This is a genomic window from Mesorhizobium sp. P2_E6 (genome assembly GCF_056403835.1).
In genome coordinates this window covers 376,266-388,590 of record NZ_JBFUEQ010000007.1, presented here as the reverse complement: position 1 = coordinate 388,590, position 12,325 = coordinate 376,266, and the positions used below count along the sequence as shown (strand labels likewise).

8 protein-coding genes are annotated in these 12,325 nt (G+C 64.4%); 1 reads left to right on the top strand and 7 read right to left on the bottom strand.

Features of this window, described 5'->3' with window-relative positions; all coding sequences use genetic code 11:
- Positions 1 to 167 precede the first annotated feature (167 nt).
- The 7 genes from AC1D08_RS20220 to AC1D08_RS20190 all read right to left on the bottom strand — a co-directional run bounded on the left by AC1D08_RS20220 (position 168) and on the right by AC1D08_RS20190 (position 11,142).
- Complete coding sequence (locus AC1D08_RS20220; RefSeq protein ID WP_457154607.1) at positions 168 to 1,442, bottom strand: RNA polymerase sigma factor; 1,275 nt, start codon at positions 1,440 to 1,442, stop codon at positions 168 to 170.
- The gene (locus tag AC1D08_RS20215) at positions 1,439 to 1,813 is read right to left on the bottom strand and encodes a YciI family protein (protein WP_095084477.1); all 375 of its coding nucleotides are present in this window, start codon (positions 1,811 to 1,813) and stop codon (positions 1,439 to 1,441) included. The genes AC1D08_RS20220 and AC1D08_RS20215 overlap by 4 nt, the downstream gene beginning before the upstream one ends.
- Before the next feature lie 106 nt (positions 1,814 to 1,919).
- Positions 1,920 to 3,011 carry a DNA topoisomerase IB gene (locus tag AC1D08_RS20210; protein WP_477228067.1) on the bottom strand — a complete coding sequence of 364 codons (1,092 nt, stop codon included), beginning with the start codon at positions 3,009 to 3,011 and terminating at the stop codon, positions 1,920 to 1,922.
- Between the two features lie 99 nt (positions 3,012 to 3,110).
- Entirely contained in the window at positions 3,111 to 3,995 is an 885-nt protein-coding gene (locus AC1D08_RS20205; protein WP_477423812.1) for a transglutaminase family protein, read from the bottom strand.
- Between the two features lie 67 nt (positions 3,996 to 4,062).
- On the bottom strand, positions 4,063 to 6,474 hold the full coding sequence (locus AC1D08_RS20200) for a circularly permuted type 2 ATP-grasp protein (protein ID WP_457153363.1): 2,412 nt from the start codon (positions 6,472 to 6,474) through the stop codon (positions 4,063 to 4,065).
- A gap of 6 nt (positions 6,475 to 6,480) precedes the next feature.
- Positions 6,481 to 9,840: a transglutaminase family protein gene (locus tag AC1D08_RS20195; protein ID WP_477228066.1), complete on the bottom strand. Its 3,360-nt coding sequence runs from the start codon at positions 9,838 to 9,840 to the stop codon at positions 6,481 to 6,483.
- Positions 9,841 to 9,951: 111 nt separating this feature from the next.
- Entirely contained in the window at positions 9,952 to 11,142 is a 1,191-nt protein-coding gene (locus AC1D08_RS20190) for an acyl-CoA dehydrogenase (protein ID WP_457152081.1), read from the bottom strand.
- A gap of 154 nt (positions 11,143 to 11,296) precedes the next feature.
- Between AC1D08_RS20190 and AC1D08_RS20185 the strand changes: the two genes are divergently transcribed.
- The gene (locus AC1D08_RS20185) at positions 11,297 to 12,265 is read left to right on the top strand and encodes a LysR family transcriptional regulator (RefSeq protein WP_457152082.1); all 969 of its coding nucleotides are present in this window, start codon (positions 11,297 to 11,299) and stop codon (positions 12,263 to 12,265) included.
- Positions 12,266 to 12,325 lie beyond the last annotated feature (60 nt).

Here is a 12,325-nt window from a genome sequence, read left to right as displayed (position 1 = left end):
CCCGTCGCCATCATATGGCGCCGGATCAAGCCTTGCGCCATGTCGCCTGCGTGCCGAAAAGGCACCTCAGGCACTGTCATGGCGTGGCATTACTCGTTCCAGGGGAAAATCGCCACCCCGGCATGGTCCAAGCCGAGAGCAGACCGTTGAACCAGATCAAAAGTCAGTCATTTCGCCGTGCGGGCAGGTCCCCGTACGGCACCGTCTTTCATCAGCCGGTCGATATGCATGCGGATATGGGCGGCTTCCGCGGCCGTGTTGGCGAGCGCGATGGCGCGGTCGAAGGCGACACGCGCCTCTTCGCCCCGGTCGAGCTGCATCAATAGGCCACCCTTGAGGCCGAAGAAGTGGAAATAGCCGGAAAGCCTCTGTTCGAGCGGTTCGATCATGGCAAGCGCTTCTGCCGGTCCGCGCACCTTTGAGACCGCGACCGCGCGGTTGAGCGTGATTACCGGCGACGGCTGCATCTGTTCGAGCAGGCCGTAGAGCAGGTCGATCTCCACCCAGTCGGTGTCCTCGGCCTTGTCGGCTCGCGCATGCAGCGCGGCAATAGCCGCTTGCACCTGGTAGGGGCCGGGTTGGCGATGGCGCAGCGCCTTGTCGACCAGCGCCAGCCCCTCGTCGATCATCTTGCGGCTCCACAGCCTGCGATCCTGATCCTCGAGCAGCACGATCTCGCCGTCTTCATCGAAACGGGCCGGCGCGCGCGCATGCTGCAGCAGCAACAGCGCCGTCAGCCCCATGATCTCCGGCTCGGTCTGGAACAGCCTGAGCAAAAGCCGCGCCAGCCGGATCGCCTCCTCGCACAGCGGTGCGCGCGCCGGCGCCTCGCCGCTGTTGGTCGAGTAGCCCTCGTTGAAGATCAGGTAGACCATGGCGGCGACAGCGGCGAGCCGTTCCGAGCGCTCGACCGCGCCCGGCGTTTCGAACGGCACGCCGGCGTCCGCAATGCGCGCCTTGGCGCGGGTGATGCGCTGCTCCATGGCGCTCTCGCCGACCAGGAAGGCGCGCGCGATCTGCTTGACGGTGATGCCCGAGACGATGCGCAGCGCCACCGCGATCTGCTGCGTCGGTGACAGATCGGGATGACAGCAAATGAACAGCAGCCGCAAGATGTCGTCGCGGTAATGCGCGCCGTCCAGCCGCTCGGCCATGTCGCTCTCGGCATCTTCCAGGTCGGAGATCTGGTCTTCCTCCGGCATCGGCGCCTGCTTGGCACGCTTGCGCACGGCATCGATGCCGCTGTTGCGGCCGACAAAGATCAGCCAGGCCGCCGGATCACGCGGCGGCCCGTTCTGCGGCCAATTCTTCAGGGCTCTGAGACACGCATCCTGGAAAGCTTCCTCCGCCGTATCGAGATCGCGGAAATAACGCAGCAGCGCGCCCATCGCCTGCGGACGGGCGGTGTTGATTGTCGAGCTTATCCAGGCGAGTTCGGTCATGCGGGAATCTTGTTGGTGTGAAACATCTGAACCGGCCGGATCTCGTAGGAGCCGCCACTCGGGTTGACGTCGGACAGTTCACGGGCGAACTCTACAGCCTCGTCGAGATCCGCGCATTCGAGCGTGTAGAAGCCGAGGAATTGCTCCTTGGTCTCCGCGAAAGGCCCGTCGATGACGACGGCTTCGCCCTTGACCTTTCTCAGTGTCGTTGCCGCCGTGGTCGGCAACAGCCGCGCCACCGGGCCAAGTCGTCCGGCCTGGACGTACTTTTCCTGAACGTTGAGAAGCTTGCCTATGACTTCATCGTCCTGCGCCTTGCTCCACGAGCTGACGACGTCTTCGGAGGCATAGCAGAGGATTGCGTAGAGCATGGTTGGTCCTTTTCTCTGTCAAAGGACGAAACACTAGGACCGATCCCGACACGACGTCGATAAAAAAATCTGGGTGCCGCGCATTTGGTAACCGCATTGCCGCCGGTTAGCTTTCGCGCACCTTCAGCCATCTCAGCACGAGAGCTTCCTCGCCATCGAGGCCGTCTATCGAGCGCTTATGCTTGTTGGCTTGCGCCATTTCGTCGAGCAATCGTCCTTGCGACCAGGCCTCGAACACCTGCGGATGGATATAGCATTTGCGGCAGACGGCGCGCGTATTGCCCAGCCGCTCGGCGACCTTGTCGATGACGCTGTTCATCACCCGCTTTTGCTGCGCCTGGGTTTCCGGTAATTCCGTCTGCGCAAACAGTGACGCGGCGTGGATGGTGCCGCCCCAGGTGCGGAAGTGCTTGGAGCTGAACGCATCGCCAACGGCCTCCCTGATATAGCAGTTGACGTCCTCTGAACGGACCGGCCGCCTGTTGCCGTCTTCATCGAGATACTGGAACAGTTTTTGGCCGGGCAGGTCCTGTGCGCCGCGCACGATCCCGGCGATGCGGCGATCGACCAGCTTGAGCTTCCACTCCTTGCCGGACTTTCCCTTGAAGGCGAAGCGCAGGCTTGAACCGACGATGTCGACGTGGCGGTCGCGCAATGTGGTCAGCCCGAAACTCTTGTTGTCGCGGGCGTAGGCGGCGTTGCCGACGCGGATCATAGTGTTGTCGAGCAGCCAGACGACGGCGGCGACGACACGCTCGAGCGGCAGGCCGCGACGGCGCAGATCGCCGTCGATCCGGCGCCGCAGGACCGGCAGGCTTTCGGCAAAGGCGACAAGGCTCGAATATTTGGCGCCGTCGCGTTCTTCGGCCCATTGCGGATGGTAGCGGTACTGCTTGCGTCCGCGCTGGTCCCTGCCGGTCGCCTGGATATGACCGTCGTCGTCCGGCGAAATCCACACATCCGTCCAGGCCGGCGGAATGACGATAGCCTCGATGCGCGCCCGCGTGACGTCGGGAACTGGCCGCCCGTTCGGTCCCTTGTAGGAAAACCCCTTGCCTGTCTTAAGCCGCCTTATGCCGGGCTCGGCATCGCTGACATAGGTAAGCGATGCATGATCGGCCGAGGTTTGCGCCCCGTTCTTCGGCACAGCATCTTCGTCAGCCGGCCGGCCGTGCGACAATCCGGATTTTTGCAGCATGTCTGCTCCACGCAAATATCCGTAGATAAGCTGCGGGCCGATTGCTGGTTCCAAAGGTCGTGCGAAAAGCCGGCGACAGCGCTGGCGCCGAGCCTGCTTTCAGGCTTTTTCGAGCACGACCGGAATGACGTCGACAGCCTGTTCGCCGACCTGTCCGCCGGTGGTCTTCAGCACGCCGACGATCGGCGCCACGTCCGAATAGTCGCGGCCGTAGCCGACGGTGATGTGGTCGTTGCTGGCCCGCATGCCGTTGGTCGGATCGAATTCCTGCCAGCCGGCGTCGCGCCCGCACCAGGCCTTGACCCAGGCATGCATGGCATCGGCGCCTTCCAGCCGAGGCTTGCCCTTCGGCGGGATGGTGCGCAGGAAGCCGCTGACATAGCCGGCCGGAATACCGAGTCCGCGCAGGCCGGCGATCATGATGTGCGAAAAGTCCTGGCAGACGCCACGCTTCAGCCTGAAGGCGTCGCTGGCCCGGGTCCGCACCGTCGTCGCCTCGCCGTCATAGGTGAAATCGCGATGGATGCGATTGCACAGGTCCATCGCCGTGCCGGCGGCGGAGCCGCCGACGCTGCCTTGCGCATAGAGGGTGATCGCACCATCGATGCCGGCATGGGTGCTGCCCGTCAGGAAATGATGCGGTGCATCAGACGCCAGCGACCGCACCGCGGCGAGTTCCTGCCTGAGCCGGCCGATATCGGGCGACACGTCGAGCCCGGGCTCGGGCCGCGACACCGATACGCGTGCGCTCATCCTTATGTCGAGCGCATCATGCGCGTCGCGAAAGGCGATCGAGGTGACGTCGTTGCCGAAGAAGTCCAAAAAATCCGAACGCTCGTTGGGCGCCGGCGCAAAAGACAATGACGCGGCGATGACGCGCTGCACCCCGGAAATCGTCGATGGCAGCACGCGGATCTGGTGGCGGCCGCCGCCCGCCGCCGCGGCATAGTCGTAATGGAGATGGAGCCGGATGTCGTAAAGCATGCGCTACTTTTCTTGTCTTGGCGCAGGGTCTTGTCGCAAAACCATGTGACCCTTTTGCGGAACCTGCCTAGCCGAAATAGGCTTTGGCGAGGCTGTTGTAGAGGCCGCCGATTTCATAGGCGAGATCGTCCAGCGCCTTGGCCGTCATGTCCGAAGGCTCCTTGATGGCAATCTGGGTGTTGAGTTGCAGGATCTCCTTGGCCGCCGGCGACATGTGCCCCTCGCCGCCGAGCGACGGCAACAGGCCGATCTCTGCCTTCAGCCTTTCGAGCTGGAACAGGATGGAGCGCGGATTGAGCGGGTCGAGCGCCAGGAGATCGACCACCGTGCGCCGGCCGGCCTGCACCGGATATTGCCGGCGGTGGGTCATCACGCTGTCGCCGATCTCCAGCATCATGTCGAGCGCGCCGTCCGGCGCCTTGGCGCCGGTCAGCCGGGACAGCGTGCGGGCGATCTGGATGCCGCGCTCCAGCCGCCGGCCGATCTCGAGGAAACGCCAACCGGCGAAGCGGTACATGTTCTCATGCAGCAGGCCGGAGAAGCCGGCGAGCTTGCGCAGGATGACCGTCATGGCCCGTGTCGCGTCGTCGCCGGGCGCCACCGTGGTTGCGAACTGATGGATGGTCTTCGACAGATCCTTGAGCGCCAGCCAGCCATCGGGTGAGAACCGGTCGCGGATCTGCCCGGCGCTGTAGACGGCGCTATCCAGCGTGCCGATCAGTCCCGACGGGATCGCCGTCTCGACGTCGATGCCGAAAGGTTCGAGATAATCCCTGATGTCGGCAAGCAGCGGCATGTCCGGATCGGAGGTCTCGGCGAGCCGCACATGATAGGCGCGCAGGATGCGCACCGTGTCTTCCGAGCGTTCGATGTAGCGGCCGAGCCAGGTCAGGTTTTCCGCCGCCCGGCTGGGCAGGCTGCCCGGCCTGGTGCGGATGAAGCTGTCGCCTTCTTGCGGCAGCAGCGTCTCGCGCTCCACCGGTCTGTCGCTGACCACCCAGACGTCCGCAGCCTGGCCGCCACGCTGCATGGCGATCGCCGTCGGATCGAGCGACAGGCCGACGCGGGCAAAACCGCCCGGCATCACCGTCCAGCCCTCGGGCGTGCGCGCCAGATAGACGCGCAGGCTCGCCGGCCGTGGCTCCAGCCAGCCGCCGACAAAGACCGGTGTCGTTGAAAGCGTCACCGCTTCCTGGCCGACGAAGGCGCCGCCTTCACCTTCGATGCGCGCCACCAGCTCAGCCCGCTCCCCGGCGGAAAGCGCCGAGCCGAGCTTCGTCTGGTTGTCATCCTCGAAGGCAAGCCGTGTCGATAGCGCCGGACCGATCACCATGCGGTCGATATTGGCCAGCACATGCGCGCGTTCCGTCGCCTGCCCGCACCACCACGTCGCGACGCTCGGCAGCAGCAATTCCTCGCCCCGCAAGGCGCGCGAGATCTTGGGCAGGAAGGCGAGCAGCGCGCGTGTTTCCATCAGGCCGGAGCCAAGCGCGTTGACGGTCGCAACCGCGCCCTGGCGGATCGCCTCGACAAGGCCTGGCGTGCCGATCTGCGAATCCGGGCGCAGTTCGAGCGGATCGGCGAAGGCAGCGTCGAGCCGCCGCCACAGCACGCTGATCGGCATCAGGCCGGAGACCGTGCGCACCATCAGCCTGCCGCCGGAGACGGTCAGATCCTCGCCTTCGAGCAGCATGATACCGAGATAGCGGGCGATATAGGCGTGTTCGTAATAGGTTTCGTTGAGCGGCCCCGGCGTCAGGATGGCGACACGGCCGTCGGTTTCCTTGGCCATGCCGATCAACGCATCGCGAAAACGGCGGAAGAAGCCGGCAAGGCGGTGCACATGCATCTCGCCGTAGATATCGGACAGCGCGCGTGTGGTGGCGACGCGGTTCTCCAGCGCAAAGCCGGCGCCGGATGGCGCCTGGGTGCGGTCGCCCAGCACCCACCATTGGCCGTCGGGCCCGCGGCCGAGTTCGAACGCGCAGAAATGCAGGAAATGCCCGCCAGCCGGCCTGGTGCCGACCACTGGCCGCAAATATTCCGGGCTGGCGGCGATCAGCCCCGCCGGCAGGATGCCCTTTTCGACCAGCCGGTTCGGCCCGTAGATGTCCGCAATCGTCTCTTCGAACAGTTCGGCGCGCTGCACCAGGCCGGCGCTGATCGCGGCCCACTCGCTGTCCTCGATAAGCAGGGGAATATGCGCCAGCGGCCATTCGCGCTCATTGGCGCCGGCCTTGTCATAGACGCGGTAATAGACGCCGGCGTCGCGCAGATACTGGTCGGCGCGCGCGAAGCGCTGGCCAAGCTTTTCAGCCCCAAGTTCGTCGAGCGCCTCGATGAAGTGCTTCCAGACCGGACGGGGAGTGCCTGACGCATCGACCATCTCGTCGACGACGCCGTCGATCGGCTGGTAGTGCTCCAGCAGGCTGTGGATCTGCGGCTTGCCGCGTACCCTTTTGTGATTCCCCTTTGCCATCGTTGATCAGAGTCTTGCCGGCCGCCGAAGGTCAAGCGTCATCGGGAAATCTTCCGCCGGTTGTTCCTCACGCAGCACATAGAAGGACGGCGTATGGCCGCGCGGTTCGAAGCGGGCGAGCCGCCGTGCCTCCGCCTCGTTGCCGTTGACCGGGAAGGTGTCGTAGTTGCGCCCACCGGGATGCGCGACATGGTAGACGCAGCCGCCGACCGCGCGGCCCGACCAGCGGTCATAGATGTCGAACACCAGCGGCGTGTTGACCGGCAGCGCCGGATGCAGTCCCGAAGCCGGCTGCCACGCCTTGAAGCGGACGCCCGCCACCGCCACCTCGCGGTTGTCGGTGACCTTCATCGGCACGATGCGGCCGTTGCAGACCACCGCATGACGCTCGGGGTTCAGCCCCTCGGTCTTGACCTGCAGCCGTTCGACCGAGGAATCGACGAAGCGCACGGTGCCGCCGATCGCCCCTTGCTCGCCCATTACGTGCCAAGGCTCGAGCGCCTGCCGCAGCTCCAGCTTGATGCCGGCATGCTGGACCTCGCCGCAGAACGGGAAGCGGAATTCGAGCTGGGCATCGAACCATTCCGGACGAAACTCGAAGCCGCTGAGCTTGAGATCGTCGAGCACGTCGAGAAAATCCGCCCAGACATGGTGCGGCAGCATGAAACGATCATGCAACGAGGTGCCCCAGCGCACGAAGCGGCCGTCGAGCGGGTTTTTCCACGCGCGGGCAATAATGGCACGGACCAAGAGCTGCTGCGCCAGACTCATGCGCGCATTGGGCGGCATCTCGAAGCCGCGGAACTCGACCAGGCCGAGCCGGCCGGTCGGCCCGTCCGGCGAAAACAGCTTGTCGATGCAGATTTCCGAGCGATGCGTATTGCCCGTGACATCGGTCAACAGGTTGCGGAACAGCCGGTCGACCAGCCACGGCAAGGGTGCCGCGCCCTGGTCGGGATGCGGCACCTGCGCCATCGCGATCTCGAGCTCGTAGAGCGAGTCATGACGCGCCTCGTCGAAGCGCGGCGCCTGGCTGGTCGGGCCGATGAACAGGCCGGAGAACAGGTAGGACAGCGACGGATGCCGCTGCCACTGCAGCACCAGGCTCTTCAACAAATCGGGCCGGCGCAGGAACGGACTGTCATTGGGTGTCGCGCCGCCGACCACGACATGATTGCCGCCGCCGGTGCCAGTGTGGCGTCCGTCGATCATGAACTTGTCGGCGCCAAGCCGGGTCTGCCGCGCCTCCTCGTAGATCGCTGTCGTCGTCGCCACGCAATCCTGCCAGTTGGCGGCAGGATGGATGTTGACTTCGATGACGCCGGGATCGGGTGCGACGCGGATGACGTTGAGGCGCGGATCGTGCGGCGGGCCATAGCCTTCGATATGCACCGGCAGACCGATGGTCCGCGCTGCATTCTCGGCAGCCGCCACCAGTTCAAGATAGTCTTCGAGCGCCTCGACCGGCGGCATGAACACGCAGAGCCGGCCGTCGCGCGGCTCTACCGAAAGTGCGGTGCGCACCGCGCCGCCGATCTCGGTGATTTCCTGCTCGACCCGGTCCTGTTGACCGCTTGCCGCGGTGAACGACACCGCCTGCTGGCGGCGCGCCATTTCATCGGCGCCTTCGAGTTCGGCCGGAGCCGCTACGGGCAGGATCGCCTCGCGCGCCTGCAATGGGCCGCGCGGCAGCGAGGGATCGACCGGCACGATGTAGGGGAACTGCGCCGGCGGCACATAGGGAAGCGTGCCGAGCGGCAAGCGATAGCCGACCGGAGAATCGCCCGGCACCAGGAACAGCCGGCCGCGCCGCGTCTTCCACTTTTCCGAACGCCAGCGCGGTCCCGACGCCTGGCTGTTCCAGCGCTGCACCGGCAGTACATAGCCGGACGGCTTGGTCAGCCCGCGTTCGAAGACTTTCGCCATGCGGCTGCGCTCTTCCGGATCCTCCAGCTTGGAGTTGGAGGGATCGACATTGTCCGGCAGCTTGCCTTCCTTGAGCAGCCACTCGGCCGGATCCTCATAGGCTTCGCTGACCATGGATTTTTCGATGCCGAGTTCCCCGGCAATCGCCGTCAGCAGGTCTTCGGCCTGTTTCGGCCCGACATCGGCCTCACTCTTTTCGCGCGCGATCAGCGACGGGTCGCTCCAAACCGGTTCACCATCGGCGCGCCAGTAGAGCGAGAAGGTCCAGCGCGGCAGGCTCTCGCCCGGATACCATTTGCCTTGGCCGTAGTGGAGAAAGCCGCCCGGCGCGAAGCGCTCGCGCAACCGTCGGATCAGCGCATCGGCCTTCTCGCGCTTGGTCGGTCCGACGGCAGCGGTGTTCCACTCCGCGGATTCGAAATCGTCGATCGAGACGAAGGTCGGCTCGCCGCCCATCGTCAGCCGCACGTCACCTTCCGCAAGTGCTGCATCGACCTTGTTGCCGAGTGCATCGAGCGCCTGCCAGCTTTCATCCGAGAACGGCTTGGTGATGCGCGGATGTTCGGCGATGCGGTCGACCCGCATCTCGAAGCCGAAGTCGACATTGGCAAAGCTCGCCATGCCGGAAATCGGCGCTGCGTTGCGGAAATGCGGCGTGGCGGCGAGCGGCACATGGCTCTCGCCGGTGAGCAGGCCGGAGGTCGGATCGAAGCCGATCCAGCCGGCGCCGGGAAGATAGACCTCGCACCAGGCATGCAGATCGGTGAAGTCTACGGCGGTTCCAGGCGGTCCATCCAGCGCGACGAGATCCGGCTTGAGCTGGATCAGATAGCCGGAGACAAAGCGCGCGGCGATGCCGAGATTGCGCAAGATCTGCACCAGCAGCCAGCTTGAATCGCGGCACGAGCCTTTTTTCGCGGCCAGCGTCTCTTCCGGCGAGAACACACCGGTCTCCATGCGCACGATATAGGCGATTTCGCGCTGCAGCCGGGCATTGAGATCGACGAGGAAATTGACGGTGTTCTTTGCGCTGCGGTCGATGGTCCCGAGCAAAGCCGAAAGCAGCGGACCGGCCGGCTCCGGGGTGCGGTAAATGGCGAGATCGTCGCGGATCTCTTCCGGATACTCGAACGGAAACGCCTCGGCCGACGGCTCGACGAAGAAATCGAACGGATTGTAGACCGTCATGTCGGCGACGAGATCGACCTCGATCTTCAGTTCCGTCACCGGCTCGGGAAAAACGAAACGGGCGAGGAAGTTGCCGTAGGGGTCCTGCTGCAGATTGACGAAATGGTTAGCCGGTTCGACCTTGAGCGAATGGCTCAACACCTTGGTGCGGGAATGCGGCGCCGGCTGCAGCCTGATGATCTGCGGCCCGAGAACCACCGGCCGGTCATATTTGTAGTGGGTCAGATGGTAGACAGCTGCCAGAATTGCCATGGGGCCCCGGAATTCAGCGTTTCAAACGAATTCGCTGAACCCTGACACAAATGGCGGCCATTCTCCAAGCAGAGATGTTGCGGTGCACCTAATTTAAGCAGGTGTGCCGGCTTAGAAAAACGCCTGCAGGCCCGTYTGCGCCCTTCCCAGGATCAATGCATGCACGTCATGCGTGCCTTCATAGGTGTTGACCGTCTCCAGGTTCTGCGCGTGGCGCATGACGTGGTAGCCGATCTGGATGCCGTTGCCGCCATGCATGTCGCGGGCCTGGCGGGCGATGTCGAGCGCCTTGCCGCAATTGTTGCGCTTGACGATCGAGATCATTTCCGGCGCCATCTTGCCTTCATCGAGCAACCGTCCGACGCGCAGGCTCGCCTGCAATCCAAGCGCGATCTCGGTCTGCATGTCGGCGAGTTTCTTCTGGTAAAGCTGCATGCCGGCCAGCGGCTTGCCGAACTGCTTGCGGTCGAGACCGTACTGGCGGGCGCGATGCCAGCAATCTTCGGCGGCCCCCATCGAACCCCAGGAAATGCCGAAGCGGGCGCGATTGAGGCAGCCGAACGGGCCTTTCAGTCCGGAAACATTGGGCAGCAGCGCGTCCTCGCCGACCTCGACGCCTTCCATCACCACCTCGCCGGTGATCGAAGCCCGCAGCGACAGCTTGCCGCCGATCTTCGGCGCCGAAAGCCCCTTCATGCCCTTTTCCAGCACGAAGCCGCGGATCTGGTTGTCATGCGCCGATGATTTCGCCCAGACGACGAACACATCGGCGACCGGCGAGTTGGAAATCCACATCTTCGAGCCGGAGAGCTTGTAGCCGTTGGCCGTCTTCTCGGCGCGAGTCTTCATGCCGCCCGGATCGGAGCCGGCATCCGGCTCGGTCAGGCCGAAACAGCCGATCCATTCTCCGCTGGCGAGCTTGGGCAGGTACTTCTTGCGCTGCTCATCCGAGCCATAGGCGTAGATCGGATACATCACCAGCGACGACTGCACGCTCATCATCGAGCGGTAACCCGAGTCGACACGTTCGACTTCCCGCGCGACCAGCCCGTAGGTCACGTAGTTGGCGCCAAGCCCGCCAAACTCCTCGGGAATGGTGATGCCGAGCAGGCCGGCCTCGCCCATTTCGCGAAAGATCGCCGTGTCGAACGTCTCGTTGAGATAGGCGTCCTCGATCCGGGGCGCGAGCTTGTCGGCGGCAAAGGCAGCGGCACCATCGCGCACCATGCGCTCGTCTTCCGAAAGCTGGCTCTCGATCAGGAACGGGTCTTCCCAGACGAATACATTCTTGTCGGCGGCCATGGCTCTCTCCCAACTGATGCAGGTCGCCCAAAAGTGTCAGCGGTTTTGGGATGACGACATGCATGAAGCAAAATCTTGGCCCGGCTTATCGACCCGCGGCCTGAAAAAATCAAACGAAATTGCTTCGCCGATCAATGAGCGTTAGTAATCGATCATGAGTGTCCAGCGCCGCCTTCTACCTAACACAAGTGCCCTTGCCGCCTTCGAGGCGGTGGCCCGCCTCGGCAGTTTCACCGCCGCCGCCCAGGAACTCGATCTGACCCAGGGCGCAGTCAGCCGGCAGATCAGGCTGTTGGAGGACCAGTTCGGCCGCCGGCTGTTCGAACGCGACAGCCGCAATGTCAGGCTGTCGATGGCAGGCGAAATCTACGCCGAAGCGGTGCGGTCGGCGCTTGGCCAATTGCGTGACGCCTCCCTTGGATTGATGAGCAATCGGCATAGTGGCATGCTGAACCTTGCTATTTTGCCAACCTTCGGCACGCGCTGGCTGATGCCGATGATCCCCGATTTCGTCGAAAAAAATCCCGATATCACTATCAACTTCGTCACCCGCGTCGGCCGCTTCGACTTCGCCCGCGAACGATTGGATGCCGCCATCCACTACGGCCTGCCGGACTGGCCGGAGGCAGACTCGACGCTCTTGGTGCGCGAAACGGTGGCGCCGGTCGTGTCGCCCGAATTCCTCGCCGGCCGCGCCATCGCCGCACCGGCGGATATCGGCCGCTTGCCGCTGCTGCACATGACGACGCGCCCCGGCGCCTGGACCGAATGGTTCGAACACCAGGGCCTGAGCGCGCCGACCGGACCGGGCATGCAGTTCGAACAGTTCGGCACCGCCGCCCAAGCCTGCATGGCGGGGCTCGGCGTGGCGCTTCTGCCGCTGATCCTCATCGCTGGCGAATTGCAGCGCGGCCAGCTGGTGCCCGCGCCCGGCCTGCCGATGCAAAGCCGCAGCGCCTATTATCTCGTCGTACCGCACGACAAGCGCGACCACCCGCCGGTCGCCAGTTTTCGCGACTGGCTGCTGATGCACGTCGGGTTGCGCGAGGACATTCGCAAAGGTGTGGAGAGTGGCCCAGGCATCCCCGCGGAGCAGGTGTTTGATCGGCTGGAAGCAAGATAGAGCGGAAAGCCTTGAGTACTGGCGGCTTTTGCGGGCGGTGGCGCCGCCCCTCACCTGCCT